Source organism: Marinobacter sp., from assembly GCF_048269445.1.
In the GTDB taxonomy this organism is placed as follows: Bacteria; Pseudomonadota; Gammaproteobacteria; order Pseudomonadales; family Oleiphilaceae; genus Marinobacter.
In genome coordinates this window covers 58,561-81,853 of record NZ_JBLXIQ010000003.1, presented here as the reverse complement: position 1 = coordinate 81,853, position 23,293 = coordinate 58,561, and the positions used below count along the sequence as shown (strand labels likewise).

Sequence of the window (23,293 nt, the reverse complement as noted above, 5' to 3'; positions counted from 1 at the left end):
TCAGTCCAGTTCAAAGGTGGCACTGACCGAAGCCCGAATTTCCCGTTCACTCACGCTGGACACGGTATCCGACATGCCTTTAGCTTCCGCCATCATCATCGGTGCCGGGCGATGGCCGCCATTGACGTTGATGGTCACGACATCGCCGCAGGTGTGGTCGAGCTGGCTGGCCACGAAGCTGCAGCGGGCTTTGGCATCGGAAACGGCTCTGGCCAGAGCCTCCTTTTCCATTCCGGTTTCATCCGAGTGGAAAAACTGGTGGGGTCCCAGACTGTAATCCAATCCCAGGGCCTGAGCCTGCTGCAACAAGGGGTTAAGGAGAGTCAGGTCGTTGATTGTGAAGCTGATGGTCTGGGAAGCCATGGCCTGCTTTTGCGACGCTTCCCCCCGTTCTTCAGGGGGAAGGGTGCGAGTGTAAAGGTTGAGAGTGGAATCGGAATACTCCCCGAGCTGATCCCGGTAGCGGCTGATGCCGTCTCGCCATTGGGTCACCATTGTTGCCACCTTTTCCGTGGCCTTCTGCGGAAGAGCATCTTCGGCACTGGCGGTGAACTGAAGCCGGGCACTGTCCGGCTCATATCGAACACTGCCCTCGCCACTGAGTGTGACTTCGCCCGCCAGGGACAGAGCCGGTACCATCAGGGCAAGGGTAAGAAGAAAGCGGGATTTTGGGTTCCGTCCGGCCATGGATGTTCCTCCTGTGCATACAGCATTGATATCAGGCCTCGCCGGTATTCGATTCCAGGCGCGCCAGTTTGAATCGGCGGGCGGCATCCACGAAATTGCCGAAGATGCGTCTATGCCCGCTGTGGTAAAGCAAATACTCTGGATGCCACTGAATGCCCATCAGCCATTGGCCCCGGGTGCTTTCAATGGCCTGGACAAACAGATCGTTGTCGACGGCGGTAACGCGCAGATTCCGGCCCAGGCGCTTGATGGTCTGGCTGTGAATCCGGTTGGCGCCGATCACCGGGGAATCCATCACTTGCCGCAGCCGGCTGTGCTCAACCAGACGAACCGTCTGCAGTGGCAATAACAGAGGGCGATGCCTTGTGTTCACGCGCAAGGGTGTCACGTTCTGGCACAGGGAGCCATTGTGGAACACGTTGATGAACTGAGCTCCGCGGCAGATGCCCAGCACAGGAATTCCAATGCGTTCCGCCTGTTCCAGCAGCGCCTGGTCGGTGGCGTCCCGCTTGCGGTCGTAACGCGCGGTTACCTTCGGTTCCTGGCCGTAGCGTTCCGGGTGCACGTGGGTGCCACCGGACAACACCAGGCCGTCGAGCAGGGATACATCGACCCGTGAGCCGGGGCGAATGTAGTAGGTCCTGGCTCCGTGCAGTCTCAGGCCAAGGCTGATCAACCGGTGTGCCAGGCTTTTTCGTGCGGGGCCGCTGATGCCTATCGTCAGGCCAGGAATTTCCGGTTCCCGGTCGGGCTTTGCAGACCGCTCAGACATAGCCCTTCCTGGCAAGCCAGTTTTCGGTGGTTTCCTGCCAGCTGTGGGTCAGATTGTGCAGGTTGAGTTTGCGGCTTTCACGGAACAGAACGCGCATCTCCGCCAGATCATCAGGGTTGTTGGCTAATTGTTCGAGCACCACCCAGTCATTCCACACCGCTGAAAAATGCCAGGCCGGGTTGTCGATATCGCAATCCGGAAGCCGGTAATGCAGGGTTGGCCGGCTTTTGATTCTCGGGTCCCGAACGTGGCGTTCAAGCCGCTCATGATCGAGATGGGCAAACAGGGGTAGAAGGTCCAGGGCTCGGTTCCGGGTCGGATTGAACTCCAGGTAATCCTCCATCAGTTGCGGCAGGTCCGGCTGATAGTCGTCTTCCATGAGCAGTTCTGTATACCGGGTGTGCCAGGGTTCAATATAGGTTGTGAACTTGCGGCTGACATCAAGCTGGTGCCTTGCCTTGAGCCGGTCGTACAGCATGGCGAAGGCCTGGAAATACCGCACCAGCGTTGCTGGCTTGAGGTCTGGCAGCTCGGGATTGAGCTGGAGCCCGAAGGCAAAGTAGATTGCATCACGGCTGCCAAGGGCGCCGGCATTCCGGAGACTATCGACCAGGGATTCGACCGCCTCCAGGCTGGTAAATGGCAGCGGTGGGCTGATGATTTCCAGAGGCACGATCCTTTCTGCAGCGGCGTCGATCATATCCATGGCCTGGCCGCCCAATTCCCGAACCGAACGGGGAAGCCGCTCATCGGTCAGATCAAGATCCTTAATGGGGTCGGAATCCAGTTCAACCGTGAATTCTCCCAGTTCCGTCTTGAGCGTGGTCACGTATCGCGACTGCAGGACCGGTGTTCCTCCGAGCAGCTTTGCACACAGGGCCACCAGTTCGTCGTAGCCAAGACCGGACATTTCAATTTCAATGCCAACCCTGCGTTCTTTTCCTTCTGCGGTTTTCAGAGCGTCGGGCATCCTGCAGGCTTTGGTCCGTGTCATGGAGCTCCCTGGTAGCTAGTAAGTGATTCGCTCACCATATCACACCGGTACTGATCGTCACCGTTAAGCGCTGGCAAGAAATTTCGGGTGTTGGCTTTACACTGGATAAAACACTGTATATAGTCAAATCACTGTATATAAAAACAGGTTTGCCGGCGCCCCTTGGGGTGCCCCTTTTTAATAGCGGGAATGCCGGCCCTGATCAAGCGGAGCAGCTTAATGAAGCTAACAGCAAGGCAATCCCAGGTACTGGATATTATCCGCCGTTACGTTGACGAGACCGGCTATCCGCCGACCCGGGCGGAAATCGCGGCCGAGCTGGGTTTTCGTTCAGCCAATGCCGCTGAAGAGCACCTGCGGGCACTCGCCCGGAAGGGCGCCATTGAAATGGTGCCCGGAGCAAGCCGGGGCATCCGTCTGCCTGAGGCAGAAGAGGATCTGGGTTTGCCGGTGATTGGTCAGGTGGCTGCCGGTAGCCCGATTCTTGCGCAGGAGCACATTGAGGATCACTGCACCCTTAAGCCGGAGTTCTTTTCACCTTCGGCTGATTACCTGCTGCGGGTGCGGGGCATGAGTATGAAAAATATCGGTATTCTGGACGGCGATCTGCTGGCGGTTCACAGCACCCAGGATGTTCATAACGGTCAGGTGGTCGTTGCCAGGGTGGGGGACGAGGTCACCGTTAAGCGTTTTCGCAAGGAAGGCTCAAAGGTCTATCTGATTGCCGAGAATGAAGAGTTCGCGCCCATTGAAGTCGACCTGAAAGAACAGGACCTGTTCATTGAAGGTCTGGGTGTGGGGGTTATCCGCCGCTCTGATCTTCACTGATCCGGCCGGACAACCACAGATTTATTGAGAAACGGGTGAATTATGGAACAACTGAGCTTTAACCAGAATCTGGCATACCAACACAACGCTCTGTCCTGTTCAGTGCCGGCAGCTGTCGCCCGCGAGCGACGTTCCGTCATTCGCGCCCGACGCACCCCGGATACCTCGGAAGCGCCCGCTACCGGAAACGTGACAGAAATTATCCTGCCGCAGGGGCAGGTAGAAAACTTCCAGTTGCTGCTGCCTATGCTGACTCAGCTGAACCAGGAAAAGCGCTGGCTGGCATGGATTGACCCGCCTCAGGCACTGGTCAGCAAATGGCAGAAGATGCACGGGATTATTGCCGGCGAGCTGCTGGTGCTGCGTTCAACCCCGGAATACCCCGCGCAGGAGCTGGCAGAGCGCGCCTTGAGCGCGGGAACTTGCCATGCGGTTGTTATGTGGACCCGGAAGCTGGGTCGTGCTGCCTTCGACTCCCTGCAAAAGGCGTCCGCAGAGGGTAACAGCCACGGTGTGGTGTTAAGGCAGCGTTAACCGCTCAGTGCAGCGTGTGGGAGGGCTGGGCGTCGGGGGCGTCCAGTTCGTCGTCTTCCCAATCGATATCGTGTGCAACGTTGCCGACTGCTTCGATGCCCGCCGCGATCATCGCCTTGGCAACGGACAGGTCACGATCCTCCATCATTTCCCGCGCTTCTTCCGAGAATGAGATCTTCACCAGGGGTGCACTGTCATCGTCGATGCGGCGCAGGGCATAGTCGCCATTGGTCAGTTGTACAATTTCAAAAAACGATGGTGACATTCAATAAACCTTTCAGTTGTTGAGATCCGGAAAACGGGCAGCTTTATGCGCTTACCACTCGCTGTGCTGCTCTTCCAGGTCGTCGGCAAAGTGTTTGACGGCATTGAGTGTTTTCAACAACGCCGTAGCAGAGCGGTCCGGGCCCGAGTCGGCGGATACCGCAATGATATTGTCCGTACTGACTGTTTTTCGGGTTGTCGGCGGCCGGCTTTGGGCCATTTCCAGCTGATCCAGATGGTTCCACCAACTTCCTGTTCTGTGCTCAATCTCCCGCAGCCCGTTTACTTCGCTGGGCTCCTCCCCGATTGCCCTGGCCAGATCGTCCAGTGTTGAAGGTTCGTCGGATCTTTTCTGGTATAGCCGGGCAATCATCACCAGTAGCAGACGCCTGGACCTCAGAAGTAGCTCCGTGGCGCCCTGTATCATCGCTTCGCGACATAACGCCTTCTCTGCTTCGTTAGGTGCATGTTCCTCATTCTGAGCCGTTGGCCGGTCGAGTTGACCGAGCAGTGTCCGGGCGAGGAACAGTTTTTGCGAAACCAGTGAATGCCATTGTGAGGCCATGTAATACCTGCGATCCCGGAATGGGGGTGTAATGCCGGAAAATTAATCCGTCACTATACCATTTCTGACAGAAATTTTCTGCAGCTGTCTTTTGGAGGGGTGCGGTGACAGAGAGTCCCCCTACGATGGCAGAGGGTTTCACAATTAAATACAAACATTCACTTGAAACGATCGTTTGAATTTGGCAAAAAGGCGCCCGGCTTTACGAACTCTGATCGTTGCAGCCGCCCAACAGCATGAATATCTGGAGGTGTAAGGGATGCGAAGCCACATAGTTGCAGGTGTTGCAGCGGTTTTTCTCTGTTTGTCCGGACAAGCCCTGTCCAAGGTCACGGCGCCCGAGGCCCAGCGCCTGGGTGATGATCTCACCCCAGTCGGCGCCGAGCGGAGCGCAAATGCCTCGGGCAGCATTCCCGAGTGGACTGGAGGTCTTGCCCAACCACCGGCAAATTGGCGTAAAGGCCAGGTGGAGATGGATCCATTCCCGGAAGATAAAGCCCTGTTTGTGATTACCGCGGACAATCTTGAGCTCTATCGGGACAAGCTTTCAGACGCCCACATTGCCATGCTCGAGAAGTATGGCCCGGATTTCTTCATGCCGGTTTACCAGACCCGGCGCACAGCGGCATTCCCCGAGCATGTTTACGACAAGTACAGGGAAAATGCGGTTACTGCCGAGTTGCTTGATAACGGCAATGGCGTCCGGAACACCATCATGACCAGCCCTTTTCCCATTCCTGCCAATGGCCTGGAGGTGATCTGGAACCACATTCTGCGTTATCGGGGCGAGGAGATTGCCTTTCGTAGCGCTTCTGCAACACCTCAGGTAGACGGTTCATTTAATCCCGTGGTCAACGATTACAGCTACTTTTTTGCCTACAGTCAGAAGGGCGCAGAACTGTCAGAAATTGACAACAAAATCTTCTACCTGAAAACCGATACCGTTTCGCCATCGTCGCTGGCCGGGACCATTACCCTGGTTCATGAAACCCTGGACCAGGTGCGTTCGCCGCGCCTCGCGTGGCGTTATGATTCCGGGTCCCGCCGTCTTCGCCGGTCCCCGAATCTGGCCTACGAGACGGATCTGCCGAACTCATCCTCACTGCGTTCGGTGGACCAGAAAGATATGTACAACGGGGCTCCGAATCAGTATGACTGGGAGCTCAGAGGGAAGCGCGAACTGTTCGTGCCCTACAATGCCTATAAACTTCACGGGCCGACTGTGAGGCCAACTGACGTGATCCGGCCCGGCTATATCAATCAGGCGCTGACACGATACGAGCTCCATCGGGTGTGGGTGGTTGAGGCCAGGCGCAGAACCGGCATCGGGCACATTTATGATCGTCGGGTGTTTTATGTGGATGAGGACAGCTGGCAGATTCTTGCGTCTGAGGAGTACGATGCGAAGGGCAATTTGTGGCGAGTATCAGAGGCTCACAACATCAGCTATTACAGTGAGCCGGTATTCTGGACTACCATGGAAATGACTTACGACCTGAAAGCCTCGCGGTACTACGTCGATGGCCTGGACGATGGCTTTCCGGCGTACGATTTCGAACCCGGGTTCCGGGGCAGCGAGTTCACCGCATCAGCGGCACGTAGGGCCGCGCGCCGTTGATCGATCAGGAGATCGGAATGACAGCTTTGCAAGCGCAACTGGAACACCTGGATCGGCTGATGGCCGATCTCGGTCGCGCATTGGCGGACAAGGACTGGGACGCTATGGCGCAACTGAATGACAAGGTAAAGCCCGCGGTTGAGCCTCTGATGGCTGCCCTGGAGTCTGGAGAACTTGAACCGGAGCCGTTGCGGCTTCGGCTGGAGGAGCTGCAGCAGTTTATTGACGCTGCGGATGAATCCGCCCACATCGCCCGCAAGGAAGCAGAAGATGGCCTCAAGGGGGTCAACCGGAATCGCAGTGCGGCCAGGGCCTATCAAAACATCTCTTCTAATCCGCCAAAATAGCGTCATAAAATTGACTCTGCGATCCTTACAGTCTTAAATACCGCACAAATCCCTCAAGAGTTTCGGTTGAATGTCTAAAAATAACAAAGTGCTGGTGCTGAGCGAGGATGATACAAGATTGCGTGACATGGTCACTATTCTCGAGTTCCTGGGCGAGGAGCAGGTCCTTGCCGGCGAGGACGCTAAGGCGCTTTTGAGCAGTGGCGATGAGGAGAGCCTTTCGGATATTTCGGCGGCGGTGGTGAACGGTGAAGATGCTGGGGCCGCCGACTCCATTATGGCTATGTGCAAAGCGGTTAAAGGGGTTCCTCTGCTTTTGCTGGGGCACCCGGAGCTCAAAGGCCTGTCCGATGATGACAATGCCCGTATTATTGCCCGTATAGAATGGCCACTGAATTACACCAAGTTCGTTGATTCGCTTTACCGTGCCCAGGTCTACCGGGACCAGTTCAGTCATTCCCGGGAACGTGGCCAGCAGCGAGACCTTCAGCTTTTCCGGAGCCTTGTGGGCACCAGTCGGAAAGTTCAGCACGTACGTCAGCTGATGCAGCAGGTGGCCGACAAGGACGTGAGTGTTCTGATTACCGGTGAATCCGGCACCGGCAAGGAAGTGGTGGCCCGCAACCTTCATTATCATTCCTCCCGCCGTGACAAACCGTTTGTTCCCGTTAACTGTGGCGCCATTCCCGCGGAGTTGCTGGAAAGCGAATTATTCGGCCATGAGAAAGGCGCCTTTACCGGCGCGATCACTGCCCGGGTCGGGCGTTTCGAGCTGGCAGAGGGTGGCACGCTGTTTCTGGATGAAATCGGGGATATGCCGCTCAATATGCAGGTGAAAATTCTGCGGGTTCTACAGGAACGCACGTTCGAACGGGTGGGTAGCAATCGCACCTTGTCGGCGGATGTCCGGGTCATCGCAGCGACCCACAAACATCTTGAGGTCATGATAGAGGCCGGGGACTTCCGGGAAGATCTTTATTACCGGCTGAACGTGTTTCCGATCGAAATGCCGTCATTGCGGGAGCGGGTAGAGGACATTCCTCTGTTGATCAACGAGCTGATTTCCAGAATGGAAAAGGAGAAGCGTGGATCTTTGCGAATGAATTCCGCAGCGATCATGAGCCTTTGTCGACATGAATGGCCGGGTAACGTGCGTGAGCTGGCCAATCTGGTGGAGCGGCTTTCCATCATGCATCCTTACGGCGTTATCGGTGTACAGGAGTTGCCCAAGAAGTTCCGGTACGTTGACGATTACGATGAGAACCGGCCGGTCGAAGACACAGGAATGCCCTCTGGCATGCCCGGTCTGGTGGGGCTGGATGCACCAGCGCTGCTGCCAGTGAACGGAATTGACCTGAAAGACTACCTCTCGAATCTTGAGAGGCAGCTGATCCAGCAGGCTCTGGACGAGGCGGGCGGCGTGGTTGCACGGGCCGCCGAAAAGCTGCGAATCCGGCGCACAACTCTTGTGGAGAAGGTGCGCAAGTATGGGCTTCGGGAGGAGGAGTCTGAAGAGTCCTGAAACCCTTATTACGGGTGGCAGCGTTTCCAGCAATGGCGTCAAAGGTTCGTAACCTGAGGCGCCTTTTTCGTTTCTGGACGACGTAAAATTGTCATTTCCCTCCGATGTGTTTCCCTTTCTATATGAAATATATGACAAAATTCAAGTTGGCACGGCGCTGGCTTAATAACCTGAAAACGAAGCATCCGAACAATAGGGTCCAGGCCAACGGGCCGATCGGGGAGTCAGGTTATGAGTCAGGCACAGTTTGTTATTCAGTCCGAAGCTGGCACAAAGGCCAACGCGGCGGCGGACGTTAATGACAAGGTTACAGCGTTGTTTCCGCAACAGGATGATGAGGCGGTGGATTCCGCTCTGGAACTGTTTAACCGGATGTCGCGCCAGATCACCGACTCCTACCGAACTCTGGAATCCAGGGTTAACCAGCTGTCCGGTGAGTTGACCCAGGAATCCCTGCAGCGCCAGCAGGAGCTTGAAAAAAAGGAACAGCTTGCAGACCGGTTATCCACTCTGCTTAATGCACTGCCCGCAGGTGTTGTTGTGCTGGATAGCCAGGGGGTGGTCACCCAGACTAACCCTGCCGCCATCGCCCTGCTTGGCGAACCTCTGGACGGCGCCCGCTGGATTGATGTGATTCAGCGCTGCTTTGCGCCGCGCCGGGATGACGGTCACGAAGTATCCCTGAAGGATGGTCGCCGGGTCAGCATCGAAATCCGAACCATGGAAAACCAGCCCGGGCAGCTGATTCTGCTAACCGATCTGACCGAAACCCGCCATCTTCAGGCCCAGCTTGCCCATGCTCAGCGGTTGTCCGCCATGGGCAAGATGGTGGCGTCTCTCGCTCACCAGATTCGAACGCCGTTGTCTGCGGCCATTCTTTATGGTGGCCATCTCAGCCAGGAAGACCTGGATGAAGAAATGCGTCAGCGTTGCGCGTCCCGTTTGATGTCCCGCCTGACCCATCTTGAGCAGCAGGTCCGGGATATGCTGATTTTTGCCCGCGGTGAAACCCGGCTGGCCGAGGAGTTGTCCGCCGGAAAACTGGTCGCAGCGCTGTCTTCCGCAGTCGAGGGGCTCCGACCAGCACCGGGGGCGGAGGTCACTCTGCAGGATGGGATTTCCGGGGAATGTCGTCTGATGTGCAACCGGGACGCGCTCGTCGGTGCCTGCACCAATCTTGTTAATAACAGTCTTGAATCCGGCGCCACCAAGGTTGCCCTTCACATTGTTGAAGAGGGCGGCGAACTGGTGATCCGGGTGGTGGATAACGGGCCGGGTTTTCAGCCTGCTGAAGCGAGCCGGTTGACGGAAGCCTTCTACACCACGAAATCCCATGGCACTGGTCTCGGGCTTGCGGTGGTGCAGGCTGTCGTAAAGGCTCATCAGGGCCGCTTTTCCATAGAATCGCCGGAGCAGGGCGGTGCTGTCGCCACTCTGCGTTTACCTCAACTGCGTAACAAATACTGATCGGAGGCAACCATGGCCAAGGCCCAGATTCTGATAGTCGAGGATGACCATGACCTGCGGGAAGCGCTGGTCACCACCCTCGAGCTGGCGAAGTTCCGGGTCCGGGAAGCGTCGAACGCCAATGAGGCACTGGAGCGGCTGGCAGAGTCTCCGGTCGATATGGTGGTCAGTGACGTCAATATGCCGGGCTTGTCCGGGCATCAGCTGCTGGCTGAGGTGCACCGCCTTTATCCCGGTTTGCCGATGATGCTGATCACCGCTTATGGCCAGATCAGCGATGCGGTATCTGCGATGCAGGCTGGCGCTACCGATTATCTGGTCAAACCGTTCGAGCCGCAGTTCCTGGTGGATGCGGTCAGCAAAGTTGTGGGCGGCGGGCGCCAGAAATCCAGCGATGAACCGGTGGCCGAAGACCCGATCAGCAAGCGCATGTTCCAGCTTGCCACGAAAGTCGCCGGCACTGACTCCACGGTGATGATCTCCGGCGAAAGCGGAACGGGTAAGGAAGTGCTTGCCCGTTTCATTCACCAGCAGTCCCCTCGGGCAGATCAGCCATTTGTGGCCATTAATTGCGCGGCCATTCCCGAGAACATGCTGGAAGCGATTCTGTTTGGCCACGAGAAGGGGGCTTTTACCGGGGCGGTGGCCTCGTCGCCGGGCAAGTTCGAGCAGGCCAACGGCGGCACCATCCTTCTGGATGAAATCTCTGAAATGGATCTGGGGCTTCAGTCCAAGCTGCTGCGGGTGTTGCAGGAGCGGGAGGTAGAGCGCGTGGGTGGCCGCAAGACCATCAGCCTGGATGTCCGAGTGGTGGCTACCACCAACCGGGATCTGGCGGACTACGTTCGCGAAGGCAAGTTCCGGGAAGACCTCTACTACCGACTGACCGTATTTCCCATGCACTGGCAACCTTTGCGGGAGCGGCCACTGGACATTATGCCGCTGGCCATGTCGCTGCTGAAAAAGCATTGCCGTAAGATGAAACTCACCGGTATCAGTTTTGCCCAGGATGCCAGAACGGCCCTGATGAACCATCGGTGGCCAGGCAATGTCCGGGAATTGGATAACGCCCTTCAGCGTGCCCTGGTGTTGCACCAGGGCAATGTCATTCATGCCGGCGACCTGTGTCTGGAGCTTGGCATCACCGGCAGGCCTGATATTTACAGCGTGGCGCCCGTCTCTGCCCCGCCGGACTTTTGCGAGTCGCGGCCGCAGGAGGACGTCTTGAGCCGCGCTGTTGCTGCAGACGAGCAACCTCAGGCCTCGCGCGACCAGGACGCTGATGGGGCCGGATCGCTGGGTGATGATCTGCGACAGCAGGAATTCCGTATCATTATTCAGACCCTCCGGAAAGAGCGTGGGCGTCGCAATCGGGCCGCGGAGCAGTTGGGGATAAGCCCCAGAACGCTCCGGTACAAACTGGCCCAGATGCGTGATGCCGGAATCGATCTGGATGCTGAAATGGCTATGGCCTGACCCCTGCAAAACGAACTCCTTCATTGGCACCCTCTGGGGTGCCTTTTTTTTCCTTTCTCCGATGTCCTTGGGGAACTCCCGTTGCGTCGTCAAAAGTCCGTCGTTGGTCTTCCTGTCTTACAGAAAAGATACCAGTAAGGCTATGAAATATAATAATAAAGTCTAGTTGGCCTGCCGATTGCTTTAGTCGAAGTAACAGAGTCCCAAGAGCAATTTCGTCCGTGGGAGGACGGAGCCAGGAGAGAGCTATGGTTCAGCGCGCCGACATCAACAGTGTTTTGTCCGATATCCGGTCTCTGCGTTCACAAATGATGCAGAACCAGCAAATCGAGCAGGATCAATCGGTTCGTGGCCGAATCGACGGCCCCCGCCAGGTCCGGGAAACTCAGGAGCCCTCAACCTTTAGCGATATGCTGGGCAAGGCTGTGAACAATGTTAATGACCTCCAGCAAACCGCCGGGGATCTCCGCACCGCCTACGATATGGGCGATCCGAGCGTGGATATCACCCGTGTCATGATTGCCGCCCAGAAGTCCTCTGTCTCCTTCGAAGCACTGACCCAGGTACGTAATCGGGTGGTCCGGGCCTATGAAGACATTATGAACATGCCGATCTGATAACGGAGCAGAGTCATGGCCAGCGTACCTGCACAAACCAACGCCTCTAATGTTCCGGCAGCCCGGGATGGTGATGCGCCTGAGAGCCAGAGCGATCTGTTCCTGGGGTTTAACCGACTGAATTTGTTGCGCCAGATTGGCCTGATGGTTGGTCTTGCTGCCAGTGTGGCACTGGGGCTTGCTGTGGTGCTTTGGGCCCAGGAGCCCAATTACCAGCCTGTGGTGGGGGATCTGTCTTCCTACAACCCGCAGGACGTTACCTCCATCCTCGAAAGCAATGGCATCGAGTACAAGATGGACCCCCGAACCGGCGCATTGCTGGTGCCGTCGGACCAGGTCTACAACGCGCGACTGAAGCTGGCAGCCGAGGGGGTAACGGACCGCAAAACCATGGGCTATGAATTGCTCGACCAGGAGCGCGGACTGGGTACCTCACAGTTCATGGAGACCATCAGCTACCGCAGAGGCCTTGAGGGTGAGCTCGCACGCACCATTTCCAGCATGCGAGGTGTGCGCAATGCCCGGGTACACCTGGCCATTCCCGAACGTTCGGTTTTCGTCCGTGATGCCCGGGAGCCGTCTGCGTCTGTGTTTCTTGAGGTTTTCGCCGGCGGTCGGCCAGAGCAGGAACAGATCAGCGCGATCGTGAACCTGGTTGCTGGCAGCATTCCGATGATGAACAAGGACGGAGTAACTGTCGTGGATCAGAACGGCAACCTGCTCACCGGAAGGGAGAGCAAGGGTAATGCCGACAGGATGGGGGATCAGTACGACTACACTTCCAGGGTTGAAGACCGACTGGCGCGCAGTGTCGCTTCCCTGATATCGCCGATTGTAGGCGATGGCCGATACCGGGCCGAGGTCTCCGCGGATCTTGATTTCTCCTCCGTTGAGCAAGCGGAAGAACTGTTCAATCCAGAGCAGCAAGCCGTGCGGAGTGAGCGTGAGCTTACCGAGCAGCGTAGCGCTGGGGCTCCCGGCGGGATCCCCGGCGCGTTGGCCAACCAGCCGCCGGCAGATGCGACAGTGCCAGAGCAGGCAGCTGGTGGTAATGGCGAAGGTGGTGCGCCCCAGCCGGTGAATGTCCGTCGCGAGTCGACGAGGAATTATGAAATGGACCGCACGGTCAGCTACGTGCGCCAGGAGCTCGGCCGGATCAAACGAATTACCGTAGCGCTTGCCGTGGACGACATGAGGGTGGTCGATCCCCAGACCGGCGAGGTCAGCTATGAGCCCTGGCCGGAACAGGAACTGCAGCGCCTGAGCATGTTGGTGCGGGATGCCGTTGGTTATTCAGCGGCAAGGGGCGACAGCGTTACCGTAATGAACACTGCCTTCGCACCGAAAGAAGCCGTTGAATTCGAGGCTCCCGTATTCTGGGAACAGCCCTGGTTTTGGGACCTGATGAAACAGGTTCTGGCCGGGCTGGTTATTCTGGTTCTGGTGCTTGGTCTTTTGCGTCCCACTCTCAAGAGCCTTTCTGGTGGTGGTCATCGGGGGCGGGGCATGGATTCCGGTGACGGCGGTTACGGCGGTCTGGACCAGATTGAGGGTGGTGATGAACTGCGCCAGGCCATGTCGTCCCAGGATGAGCTGCTTTTGCCCGGCGCGACAGACAGTTATGATAGGCAACTGAATGCACTGAAAGGCCTAATCGCGGAAGACCCGGCGAGGGTCGCACAGGTGATGCGCCAGTGGGTGAATGTCGATGACTGAACAAGCCAATCAGCAGAATGCCAACGCACCGCAGAAACTCCAGCGGAAAATTCCCAGGGTTGAGCAGGCTGCCATTTTGCTGATGTCCCTGGGCGAGACTGATGCCGCAGAGGTTCTCAAGCACATGGGGCCCAAAGAGGTTCAGCGTGTGGGCGTTGCCATGGCGCAGATGAAAGACGTCAGCAAGGATGATGTGACCTTTGTACTGAACCAGTTTGTCGATGCCGTGGGTGGTCAGACCGGTCTTGGCGTCGGCAATGACGACTACATCCGGGCAATGCTGACCCAGGCCCTGGGCGACGATAAAGCCGCCAGCCTGATTGACCGGATTCTGATTGGTGGCAACACCACGGGGCTGGATACCCTCAAATGGATGGAGCCCCGGGCCGTGGGTGACATCATTCGTTACGAGCATCCCCAGATCCAGGCCATTGTTATTTCCTACCTGGATCCGGACCAGGCCGCAGAGATTCTTGGCACCCTTGATGAAAAAGTCCGCCTCGATGTGATGATGCGGGTGGCATCGCTGGAGAGTATCCAGCCCCAGGCCCTGCAGGAACTGAACGATATTCTGGAGAAGCAGTTCTCCGGTGGCGCCGCGTCCCAGACCAGCCGGATCGGCGGTGTGAAGCGGGCGGCGGATATCATGAACTTCATGGATCGGAGCATTGAAGGCAATCTGATGGATTCCATCAAGGATATGGATCCGGATCTTGCCAGCACCATCGAAGACCTCATGTTTGTGTTCGACAACCTTAAAGAGGTCGACGACCGCGGTATCCAGGCACTGCTGCGGGAAGTGTCCTCGGAGGTTCTGGTGGTGGCGCTCAAGGGTGCGGATGACCAGGTGCAGGAGAAGATCTTCAAGAACATGTCCAAGCGCGCTGCGGAACTGCTTCAGGATGACCTGGAAGCCAAGGGACCGGTCAAGGTCAGCGAAGTGGAGTCCGCACAGAAAGACATCATCACCATCGCACGTCGGATGGCTGAAGCCGGTGAAATCTCCCTCGGCGGCGCTGGCGAAGAAATGATGTGATGAAAGATTCCATCCGCGACCTCAACCGGATTCCGAAAGAGCAGCTGACAGCCTATGAGCGCTGGGAGCTGCCTTTGCTGGATGCGCGTGGCAACGAAGTGGCCAGGGAAGAGGAGAGAGACGTCAAACCTCTAACGGCGGCGGACATCGACGAGATCCGCCAGGCTGCGCGGGACGATGGCTACAACGAGGGTCGGGAGCAGGGCTACCAGGCCGGGCTCGCGGAAGGGCGCGATCAGGGGCACCAGGAAGGCGTGGAAACCGGGCTGGCGGAAGGCCGTGAACAGGGCAAGAGTAGGGGCTACGACGATACCCGAAAGGAAATTGATACCAAACTTGACCGGCTCGAGCACCTGCTGGGCGAGTTGCTGCTGCCCATTCGTCGACACGAGGGCGAACTGGAAACGGCCCTGGTCAATCTCACCACGGTGCTGGCCCGGGCGGTGGTCTACCGGGAACTTACCATCGATTCTTCTCAGATTCGGCATGTGGTTCGCCGGGCACTGGAGGTCCTCCCGTCGACAGCCGAAAACGTCCGCATCCATATTCATCCGGAAGATTGCGAAATGGTCCGGGAAGTTGCTGTACGCCTCGAAACGACCGCTTCGGTGATTGAAGACGACAACATCCTGCCCGGTGGCTGCAAGGTTGAAACCCGGCACAGCCTGGTTGATTTCACGGTGGAGAAGCGCTTTCAGCGAGCTGTTCAGAGCATGCTGGACCAGCAGATGAGCGAGAGTGACAGCGGAGAAACCGAAGAGCTGGATTTGCTGATGGAAGATCTGACCGGTTTCCATCGAGATGTCCTGGATTCGCAGGAGCCGGAGAATTCCGGGGAAGACCCGAAGCCGGATCAGAATGAGGGTGACGGCGATGACCTCGAGCCTCGCTGACCGCCTGAACCGCTTCAAGGGTTTTCTGGGCAATGAGCCCGAACCCGAGTTATCCGGTCGGCTGACCCGCATGGTCGGTCTGACCCTCGAATGCGTTGGCTGTCCCATGGTGGTGGGGGACCGGTGCGTGATTTTTGGCCAGGGCACCGGCAATGTTGAAGCCGAAGTCGTGGGATTTGAAGATGACAGGGTTTACCTGATGCCCCTCACCGCCATTGAAGGCCTCCAACCGGGGGCAAGGGTGGTGCCCCTGTCGGCGGCGAGCCGCGTTCCGGTAGGCCCGCAACTGTTGGGTCGGGTGGTCGATGGCAGTGGTGAGCCCCTTGACGGAAAGGGATCCTTGCAGGCGGAAGCCCGGGTGCCGCTGAGCGGCGATATCATCAACCCCCTGAACCGTGCGCCAGTGCGCCAGTCCATGGATGTCGGCATTCGGGCGATTAATGCCTTGATGACCGTTGGCCAGGGCCAGCGCCTGGGTCTGTTTGCTGGCAGTGGCGTGGGTAAGAGTATGCTGCTGGGCATGATGACCCGGTTTACTGATGCCGATATTACCGTGGTCGGCCTGATTGGCGAGCGGGGCCGAGAGGTCAAGGAGTTCATTGAGGACATCCTTGGCGAGGAAGGACTTTCACGATCCGTGGTGGTGGCCTCACCGGCGGACGATTCACCGCTGATGCGCCTGCGCGCCGCCATGCTGACCACCCGGATTGCCGAGTATTACCGGGATCAGGGCAAGCGTGTACTCCTGCTGATGGATTCCCTGACCCGCTATGCCCAGGCCCAGCGGGAGATTGCCCTGGCTGTTGGTGAGCCCCCAGCGACCAAGGGTTACCCCCCATCCGTGTTTGCCAAATTACCCCAGCTGGTTGAACGAACTGGCAATGGCCGCCCTGGTGGTGGGTCCATCACCGCGTTCTATACCGTTCTGACCGAAGGCGACGACCAGCAGGATCCGATCGCCGATGCCGCCCGTGCCATTCTCGATGGCCATATTGTCTTGTCCCGCCGGCTGGCGGAAGAAGGGCATTATCCGGCAATCGATGTGGAAGCCTCTATCAGCCGAGTAATGCCCCAGGTCACGGACACCGAACATTTTGCCCGGGCCCAGCGGTTCAAGCAGGTGTACTCTCGCTATCAGCAGGCCAGGGACCTGATATCCGTTGGTGCCTACGTGAAAGGGTCCGATCCGGAAACCGATTTTGCCATTACCCACATCGGCAATATGCGCCAGTTTCTGCAACAGGGGCTTAATGAAAGGGCATCGCTGAAAGACAGTGTCGAACAGTTGCTGGCGGTTGTGCCTGAGCGCCGATCTCCCGAGCGGCGCAAAACTGCCGTACCGAATCCCGCCAGCAGTGCGGGTGATGGCTGATGCTGAGGTCACAGCGTCTGGCAGTGGTTCTCGCCCTTGAGGAGCGCAAAGAGCGGGAAGCCCTGGAGCGGATGGGCGACGCCCGCAAACTGGTTGACCAGCAGCGCCAACAGGTAGAAAACCTGAACCGTTACCAGGAGGAGTACCGCCAGCAGATCCGGAACAGTCAGCAAGGGGTGGTTCAGGTATCCCGTCTGCAGGCCTGGCAGGCTTTCATCGCGCAACTTGACCAAGTGATCCGGCAGCAGCAGACGCAGCTGGACCAGGCGGAGAAAGTGTTCGAGGTGCGCAAGCAGGAATGGCAGCAAGCCTGGGAGCGGCGTCGTGGCATGGGAAAATACATAGACACCTGCCGTCAACAGGAACGCAGAGAGCAGGACCTTCGTGAACAGAAGCTCTCGGATGAGGCCGCAGGCCGTGCCTTTAACCGCCGGCGGCGCTAAATGTTGTCCTGCATCAAACGAATGCAGATGCAATTTCAGGTCACTCAGCTATTCTTAACCCAGGAATAGCCGGAGGGTAGTTCCGGTTTGATGCTGCTATTGACGCCTTTGGAGGTTTCGGAATGCCGATTCAGACGCGCCGCGATGATGACGGTAAGACCCTTGTTATCAGGATTGAAGGGCGCTTTGACTTCAGCACGCACCAGGCCTTTCGGGATGCCTACGAGCATGGCGACCCGGATATTCGGGGTTATATCGTAGACCTGTCGGATACAACCTACCTGGATAGCTCGGCGCTGGGCATGTTGTTGTTGCTCAGGGATTATGCCGGCGGCGATAGCGCTCGCATTGTGATTGAGAACTGCAATAACGACGTCCGGCGAATCCTCTCCATTTCCAACTTCGAGCAACTGTTCAATATTCGCTGATGCGTGCGAATTGCCGGAGCTCTCATGGATGATGCCGTTGGAGAAGACAGCCCACTCAGAATTCTGATCGCCGATGATTCGGACAGCGATCGCCTCATCCTTAAAACCCTTTTAAAGCGCCTGGGCCACGAAGTGCTGGATGCATCGAATGGCCTCGATGCCGTCGCCTTGTTCCAGCAGGAACAGCCGGATCTTGTTCTGCTGGATGCGTTGATGCCGCTGATGGATGGCATGGAGGCGGCCCGGCAGATCAAAGCCCTGGCCGGCGAACGGCTGGTTCCACTGATCTTCCTGACGTCGTTGTCCGAGGCCGGCGCGCTGGCCCGGTGTCTGGAGGCTGGCGGCGATGACTTCCTGGGAAAACCTTATAACCGAATTATCATTGAAGCGAAGATCAACGCGTTCAACCGGATGCGGCTGATGCACCAGGCTCTGTCTGACCAGCGGGATCTGATCCGTGAGCGGCACCGGCAATTGACCGAAGAGCAGGAAATTGCCAAGCGGGTTTTCGATAACGTTGCTCATTCCGGTTGCCTGGACGCAAGCAATATTCGCTATCATGCGTCGCCGCAATCGATTTTTAATGGTGACGTATTGTTTGCATCTCCGAGACCGGCTGGTGGCATGCTCATTTTCATGGGCGACTTTACCGGCCATGGATTGCCGGCAGCCATTGGCGCCATGCCTGTTGCAGAAATTTTTTACGGAATGGCCAGCAAAGGCTTTAACGGTCAGGATGTATTGCGGGAGATCAATCAGAAACTCAAGCGAATTCTTCCCACCGGCATGTTTTGTTGCGGCGCCATGATTGAGGCGGATTTCAAGCTCAACCAGGTTCAGGTCTGGAATGGCGGTTTGCCGGACGGCTGGCTAATACGCTCTTCTGGCGACCGGCAGGTGCTGCCGTCGCAGCACCTGCCCCTCGGTATTCTTGCGCCTGGCCAGTTCAATGCGGAATTCGAGAGGCTTGGCACCGGGCCGGGCGACCGCCTGATGATGATGACCGACGGATTTCTGGAATCCGCGGACAGGGCCGGCAATGTATTTGGCGAGCAGGGTGTGGTTGATGCTCTGACACATCTTGATCACAATGAGCACCCGTTTGATTCCATGATGTCTGCAGTACACCGGTTTACCGGTGGCTTTAAAGATGGTGACGATCTGACGCTCTGTTGCCTGGAAATGAGCGACCAGGCGGGCTTTTCCGCTTTGCCGGATCGGGCAGTGCCTTCCGCGCTTGCCGGTCCTGCGGAGTGGCATTGCAGCTATGAGATTCGGGAGCAGACACTCGCGGAATTCAGTCCGCTACCGTTGCTTCTACATATCTGCATGGAGGTTCCTGGTCTTCGTCGGAGAAGCGGTGAGGTCTATGCCTTGCTGGCTGAGCTTTACAACAATGCGCTTGAACATGGAGTGCTGGAACTGCCGTCGGAGTGGAAGCACTCACCGGAAGGATTTGGCCGTTATTATCTGGAGCGAAAGCGACGGCTGGGAAAAGTTGAAGGCCATTACATTCGCTTCACTCTTCATCATTCCCTGAAACCGGATGGTGGCCGGCTGCGTGTCGTATGTGAGGACAGCGGTCAGGGATTTGATTTCCGAAACCATCCGGGTGCCATATCCGGAGTTCTTCCGGGCGGTACTAAGCAATTTGCCGGGCGGGGTCTGTCGTTGCTGAAGCGTCTCTCTGAATCAGTCAGGTTTCGTGAGAAGGGCAATCATGTTGAAATTGTTTATGACTGGCATTTCAGCGGCGCCGCTGTAAACCAGAGAGATTTGGGCCGTTAAATGTCATCAAACGCACCAGGGGGTTGGTCATGAATGATAAGCCACACCTTGACGAGGAAGCACTGGCTGAGCTTCGGGACGTCATGGAAGACGAATTTGAAGTTCTGATACAGACCTATCTTGCGGATTCCCGGGACAGGATCCGGAGTTTGCGAGAAGCGCTGGAGGCAAATGACAGTGATGCCTTCGCGAAAGCCGCACATAGTTTCAAGGGCAGCTGTATCAATATTGGCGCTCCCCGGCTCGGTGAACTTAGCCGGAATGCTGAAAAGGCCGGAAAAGATTCTCGTCTAAAAGAAGCCCCGGCATTGCTGGATGCCATTGATGTCGAGTTTCATCAGGTAGCCGAACGGCTGGAGGGTCTGCTGGAACGTTAATGGGTGCCCGCTTTATCAACCTCGGCTTTATTAAACAAGACTGCTCTGGCACCGCATTTGCAAAGCCTTTTGTAATAGTGGATAAATCGCCCCTGCATTGGCCAGAGTCCGGCAAGGTGAGGGCGCCAACATGACAAAAGCGGCAAGAGGTTGCCATGGCCCAAATGGTTCTTCCCCAAACTCCCGCGCCCGGGATTCAGAAGGAATCTGGTTCGTCCAGATCCACCAGCAGTGGTGATACGACTGACAGAAAGCGCGATTATGAGTCAGTTTCACAGGCTGAGCAAAAACGTCTGGACCGCCAGAAAGCGGAGCGAAACGACAAGGAAAATTCCACTGATGAGCCGCAGTCAGCCCAATCTGACGTCGGCCAGCGTGAGACCCCCGGCGACAAAGACATCGTCAGGAAAGGTGACGAGAAGGCCGCCGGGTCCTCTGAAGCAGCGGGTTCAAAGCCCACCGAGGCCAAGGTCGCCGATGAGGGAACAGACCTGGACGCTACCGCACTGCCACTTACCTTTGCCGAGTTGCAGGCCTGGCTAAGCCCTAAATCTGCTAGTTCGGGCGAGGTCGGCCGGTTTGCAGCTGCCCCCCAAACCCCCTCCGATGTATCGGCCGGAGTGCCGGGCCAGTTGACCCCAGGCAACGGGTTGTTCAGCGGGCTGTTGTCGAATGCTCCGGGTCAGCAAGCTAAGACTCCTGCCGGTGTCACATCGGATGTAACGGTTACGGAAGCCATGAAAGCTGCGGCGCTCACGGACCTTGGCCGGAACGCGGATTCGGGTACAGTGCTTTCCTCCGGTCGTTTCCAGTCAGCCCTGGACCTGGTGTCTCAGCAGGGGGCAAGCGGCACCAATGCGGCAAAACTGGCTGCCGAGACAGCAGGCTCACTGGCGGGCCCGTTGAAAGGTTATGCCACCTCTATTGATGTGCCGGTTGGCCACGCCGAGTGGGGTGACAAACTGGTTGGTAAACTCAGTTGGCTGACGGCCCGGAACATGTCGGTGGCGGAAATTCACCTGACTCCGCCCGATATGGGGCCGATGGAGGTCAAGGTTCGGGTTCAGAATGAGCAGGCGAATATCATCGTTCACTCTGCCAACCCTGTGGTGCGGGACCAGCTGGAACTGCATTCCCACCGGCTGCGGGATATGCTGGGAGAGCAGGGCCTGTCTCTGGCCGGGTTTGATGTATCTGATTCGCCCCAGCAGCAGACTGGTGATCAGGGAGCGGACGAAAGCCATGGCTCCGGTACAACCACGGCATCGCCACTTGCCGACTCCGGCCAGGATGACGACAGCCTGAACTCCGGTAACCTTGATCTCAGCTGGAAAGGCGAAGTGGACATCTTCGCCTGACGGCTGCCGAAATTCTCTTCCAATCTCTTTTGCCCATCCTTCCCGGCAACGCTAAACTGCTGTTCTGAACGGGAAGGGTGGGGTTTCTGGCCCAGCCTTTGCATCCACTCTGAGAAAGTCACGGAAAAACGCTCCCTCTGACGGATTTCTGGCAAAGCGATCACTATGGCTGAAAATAACGCGTCTGAAACGGCTCCCGCCAAAAAAGGCAAACTGAAGCTGATCATCATGCTGATGGTGGTCGTTATTCTGGCGATTGTACTGTCCGTTGTGGGCACCCTGTGGTTTCTTGGCGGTGGTTTGCCCGGAATGGGCGAAGACGATGGGGAAACAGTCGAAGCAGCAGAAGAAAGTTTTGCTCCCAGCACCTACGTGCTGATCGATAAGGCTCTGGTTACAACGGTGCAGGCCCAGGGGCGCCAGCGTTATGCTCAGGTCTTTCTGGCGCTGGAAGCGACCGACCCTCAGGCTCTGTCGGCGGCACAACTGCACTTGCCACTGATTCGCAGCCAGCTGGTCATGGTTCTTGGTAACAGTCAGTTCAATGATCTGCAGACGCCCGAAGGGCGCCGCGGTCTGGCCGAGCGAATGCTGATGACCGTGAACCAGGTGCTGGAGCAGGAAGGTGAACCGGCCGTCAAACGGGTGTTATTCAGAAATTTTGTCGTGCAATAGGGTACGGCCGAAGCCTATCAAGGGCAGGATTAAGTATGCAGGACTTGTTGTCACAGGATGAGATCGATGCCCTCCTCCACGGGGTGGATGATGGTGACATTGATACCTACGAAGAGACCGATGATACCGGCATAAAGTCCTACGACCTCTCCAGTCAGGACCGAATTGTCCGTGGTCGCATGCCGACCCTGGAAATGATCAATGAGCGGTTTGCACGCTATACCCGAATCAGTCTTTTCAATCTCATGCGCCGCAATGCCGACGTTTCCACCGGCGGCGTCAAGATCATGAAATTCGGTGAGTACATCCACACGTTGTATGTGCCGACCAGCCTTAACCTGTGCAAGGTGCGCCCGCTGCGCGGCACCTCCCTGTTCGTGCTGGACGCCAAGCTGGTGTTCAAGCTGGTGGACAATTTCTTCGGTGGGGAAGGGCGCCATGCCAAGATCGAAGGCCGGGAATTCACCCCGACCGAGACCCGCATCGTGCAGATGGTTCTGAACCAGGTTTTTCAGGATATGAAAGAGGCCTGGCATGCGGTGCTCAAGGTCGATTTCGAGTACCTCAGTTCGGAAGTAAACCCGGCTATGGCCAACATCGTCAGCCCCAGCGAAGTGGTGGTAGTCAGCACATTCCATATTGAACTGGACGGTGGTGGAGGTGAGCTCCACTTCGCCTTGCCCTATTCCATGATAGAGCCAATCCGCGACGTTCTGGATGCCGGGGTACAGAGTGATATCGATGATGTTGATGAGCGTTGGGTTAACGCGCTCCAGGAAGACATCAAGGAGGTTAGCGTGCCGATCAACACAACGGTCTGTCGCCGGCGGATTTCGTTGCGGGATATCGCAAGAATGAAGGCCGGAGACATCATCCCGGTGGAGATGCCGGAACACCTGACCGTTACCGCCAACGGCATTCCCATCTACAAAGCTACGATGGGTACTCGTGACGGAAAACTGGCACTGAGAATTCACGAACGGGCCACGCGGCCCAAAGTAAAGAAACAACTGAAGGTGGGACGCAATGGCTGACGACAAGAAGAACGAGCAGGAGCTCAGCGAAGACGAAAAGCTGGCTGCCGAGTGGGAAGCAGCCATGGAAGAGTCCGGCGATGAAGGCGGTCGTGAGGACGAATGGTCTGCCGCCATGGCCGAGGCCGGTGAGTCCGAGGAAGCGGGCAATGGCGTTCAGACCGCCCCCATGGAGGAATTCGAGACGGGAGCCCAGCCCGCCCTGGGCGATGACCTGTCACCGGATATCGACGTTATCCTGGATATTCCGGTCACCATATCAATGGAAGTAGGCAATACCCAGATTCCGATACGCAACCTGCTTCAGCTGAACCAGGGCTCGGTGATCGAACTGGACCGGCTGGCCGGTGAACCGCTGGATGTCCTGGTAAATGGCACTCTGATTGCGCACGGGGAGGTTGTTATGGTGAACGAAAAGTTCGGCATTCGCCTGACTGACGTGATCAGCCCGGGTGAACGAATCAAACGGTTGCAGAAGTAAT

Annotated in this window: 25 protein-coding genes; 20 read left to right on the top strand and 5 right to left on the bottom strand. The window is 57.3% G+C overall.

Annotated features, from left to right (window positions below; genetic code table 11):
* Genes ACN0XM_RS06690 through ACN0XM_RS06680 form a run of 3 tightly spaced genes read right to left on the bottom strand, consistent with a single transcriptional unit; the run spans window position 1 to window position 2,453 of the window.
* The gene (locus tag ACN0XM_RS06690; protein WP_417566153.1) at window positions 1-687 is read right to left on the bottom strand and encodes an SIMPL domain-containing protein; all 687 of its coding nucleotides are present in this window, start codon (window positions 685-687) and stop codon (window positions 1-3) included.
* Window positions 688-718: 31 nt separating this feature from the next.
* On the bottom strand, window positions 719-1,459 hold the full coding sequence (locus ACN0XM_RS06685; RefSeq protein ID WP_417566152.1) for a gamma-glutamyl-gamma-aminobutyrate hydrolase family protein: 741 nt from the start codon (window positions 1,457-1,459) through the stop codon (window positions 719-721).
* Complete coding sequence (locus ACN0XM_RS06680; RefSeq protein WP_417566151.1) at window positions 1,452-2,453, bottom strand: amidoligase family protein; 1,002 nt, start codon at window positions 2,451-2,453, stop codon at window positions 1,452-1,454. Before ACN0XM_RS06680 ends, ACN0XM_RS06685 begins: the two co-directional genes overlap by 8 nt.
* A gap of 219 nt (window positions 2,454-2,672) precedes the next feature.
* Here ACN0XM_RS06680 and lexA point away from each other — a divergent pair, with 219 nt between their 5' ends.
* Window positions 2,673-3,281, top strand: coding sequence for a transcriptional repressor LexA (gene lexA / locus ACN0XM_RS06675; RefSeq protein ID WP_417566150.1), 609 nt, complete (start codon window positions 2,673-2,675; stop codon window positions 3,279-3,281).
* A 42-nt stretch (window positions 3,282-3,323) separates the two neighbouring features.
* The gene (locus ACN0XM_RS06670) at window positions 3,324-3,815 is read left to right on the top strand and encodes a cell division inhibitor SulA (RefSeq protein ID WP_417566149.1); all 492 of its coding nucleotides are present in this window, start codon (window positions 3,324-3,326) and stop codon (window positions 3,813-3,815) included.
* 4 nt (window positions 3,816-3,819) lie between these two features.
* On the opposite strand, the gene ACN0XM_RS06665 is transcribed toward ACN0XM_RS06670, so the two are convergent.
* Both ACN0XM_RS06665 and ACN0XM_RS06660 read right to left on the bottom strand, forming a co-directional pair.
* Window positions 3,820-4,080: a hypothetical protein gene (locus ACN0XM_RS06665; protein ID WP_417566148.1), complete on the bottom strand. Its 261-nt coding sequence runs from the start codon at window positions 4,078-4,080 to the stop codon at window positions 3,820-3,822.
* Window positions 4,081-4,131: 51 nt separating this feature from the next.
* Window positions 4,132-4,644, bottom strand: a complete 513-nt coding sequence (locus tag ACN0XM_RS06660; protein WP_417566147.1) for a hypothetical protein — start codon at window positions 4,642-4,644, stop codon at window positions 4,132-4,134.
* Window positions 4,645-4,903: 259 nt separating this feature from the next.
* Between ACN0XM_RS06660 and ACN0XM_RS06655 the strand changes: the two genes are divergently transcribed.
* The 18 genes from ACN0XM_RS06655 to fliN all read left to right on the top strand — a co-directional run bounded on the left by ACN0XM_RS06655 (window position 4,904) and on the right by fliN (window position 23,292).
* The gene (locus ACN0XM_RS06655) at window positions 4,904-6,262 is read left to right on the top strand and encodes a DUF1329 domain-containing protein (protein WP_417566146.1); all 1,359 of its coding nucleotides are present in this window, start codon (window positions 4,904-4,906) and stop codon (window positions 6,260-6,262) included.
* A gap of 17 nt (window positions 6,263-6,279) precedes the next feature.
* Window positions 6,280-6,609 carry an SOS cell division inhibitor gene (locus ACN0XM_RS06650; protein WP_417566145.1) on the top strand — a complete coding sequence of 110 codons (330 nt, stop codon included), beginning with the start codon at window positions 6,280-6,282 and terminating at the stop codon, window positions 6,607-6,609.
* A gap of 70 nt (window positions 6,610-6,679) precedes the next feature.
* Complete coding sequence (locus ACN0XM_RS06645; RefSeq protein WP_417566144.1) at window positions 6,680-8,131, top strand: sigma-54 dependent transcriptional regulator; 1,452 nt, start codon at window positions 6,680-6,682, stop codon at window positions 8,129-8,131.
* Window positions 8,132-8,362: 231 nt separating this feature from the next.
* Window positions 8,363-9,598: a sensor histidine kinase gene (locus ACN0XM_RS06640; RefSeq protein ID WP_417566143.1), complete on the top strand. Its 1,236-nt coding sequence runs from the start codon at window positions 8,363-8,365 to the stop codon at window positions 9,596-9,598.
* Window positions 9,599-9,610: 12 nt separating this feature from the next.
* Window positions 9,611-11,074 (top strand): sigma-54-dependent transcriptional regulator, encoded by a 1,464-nt coding sequence (locus ACN0XM_RS06635; RefSeq protein WP_417566142.1) that lies wholly within the window; start codon window positions 9,611-9,613, stop codon window positions 11,072-11,074.
* Window positions 11,075-11,322: 248 nt separating this feature from the next.
* Complete coding sequence (gene fliE / locus ACN0XM_RS06630) at window positions 11,323-11,691, top strand: flagellar hook-basal body complex protein FliE (protein WP_417566141.1); 369 nt, start codon at window positions 11,323-11,325, stop codon at window positions 11,689-11,691.
* A gap of 15 nt (window positions 11,692-11,706) precedes the next feature.
* Window positions 11,707-13,407: a flagellar basal-body MS-ring/collar protein FliF gene (gene fliF / locus ACN0XM_RS06625; RefSeq protein WP_417566140.1), complete on the top strand. Its 1,701-nt coding sequence runs from the start codon at window positions 11,707-11,709 to the stop codon at window positions 13,405-13,407.
* Window positions 13,400-14,443, top strand: coding sequence for a flagellar motor switch protein FliG (fliG, locus tag ACN0XM_RS06620; protein WP_417566139.1), 1,044 nt, complete (start codon window positions 13,400-13,402; stop codon window positions 14,441-14,443). Before fliF ends, fliG begins: the two co-directional genes overlap by 8 nt.
* Window positions 14,443-15,336, top strand: coding sequence for a flagellar assembly protein FliH (locus ACN0XM_RS06615; RefSeq protein WP_417566138.1), 894 nt, complete (start codon window positions 14,443-14,445; stop codon window positions 15,334-15,336). The genes fliG and ACN0XM_RS06615 overlap by 1 nt, the downstream gene beginning before the upstream one ends.
* A complete protein-coding gene (fliI, locus tag ACN0XM_RS06610) occupies window positions 15,317-16,708 on the top strand; it encodes a flagellar protein export ATPase FliI (RefSeq protein WP_417566137.1) in 1,392 nt (463 codons plus the stop codon). The genes ACN0XM_RS06615 and fliI overlap by 20 nt, the downstream gene beginning before the upstream one ends.
* Complete coding sequence (gene fliJ / locus ACN0XM_RS06605; RefSeq protein WP_417566136.1) at window positions 16,708-17,151, top strand: flagellar export protein FliJ; 444 nt, start codon at window positions 16,708-16,710, stop codon at window positions 17,149-17,151. Before fliI ends, fliJ begins: the two co-directional genes overlap by 1 nt.
* A 122-nt stretch (window positions 17,152-17,273) precedes the next feature.
* Complete coding sequence (locus tag ACN0XM_RS06600; RefSeq protein WP_417566135.1) at window positions 17,274-17,579, top strand: STAS domain-containing protein; 306 nt, start codon at window positions 17,274-17,276, stop codon at window positions 17,577-17,579.
* A 24-nt stretch (window positions 17,580-17,603) separates the two neighbouring features.
* Entirely contained in the window at window positions 17,604-19,367 is a 1,764-nt protein-coding gene (locus tag ACN0XM_RS06595; protein WP_417566134.1) for an ATP-binding SpoIIE family protein phosphatase, read from the top strand.
* A 29-nt stretch (window positions 19,368-19,396) separates the two neighbouring features.
* Entirely contained in the window at window positions 19,397-19,744 is a 348-nt protein-coding gene (locus ACN0XM_RS06590; protein ID WP_417566133.1) for an Hpt domain-containing protein, read from the top strand.
* Between the two features lie 155 nt (window positions 19,745-19,899).
* Window positions 19,900-21,102 carry a flagellar hook-length control protein FliK gene (locus ACN0XM_RS06585; RefSeq protein WP_417566132.1) on the top strand — a complete coding sequence of 401 codons (1,203 nt, stop codon included), beginning with the start codon at window positions 19,900-19,902 and terminating at the stop codon, window positions 21,100-21,102.
* A gap of 165 nt (window positions 21,103-21,267) precedes the next feature.
* Window positions 21,268-21,777 (top strand): flagellar basal body-associated FliL family protein, encoded by a 510-nt coding sequence (locus ACN0XM_RS06580; protein ID WP_417566131.1) that lies wholly within the window; start codon window positions 21,268-21,270, stop codon window positions 21,775-21,777.
* A gap of 35 nt (window positions 21,778-21,812) precedes the next feature.
* On the top strand, window positions 21,813-22,811 hold the full coding sequence (fliM, locus tag ACN0XM_RS06575; RefSeq protein ID WP_417566130.1) for a flagellar motor switch protein FliM: 999 nt from the start codon (window positions 21,813-21,815) through the stop codon (window positions 22,809-22,811).
* Window positions 22,804-23,292, top strand: a complete 489-nt coding sequence (gene fliN / locus ACN0XM_RS06570) for a flagellar motor switch protein FliN (protein WP_417566129.1) — start codon at window positions 22,804-22,806, stop codon at window positions 23,290-23,292. The genes fliM and fliN overlap by 8 nt, the downstream gene beginning before the upstream one ends.
* Window position 23,293: the final 1 nt, after the last annotated feature.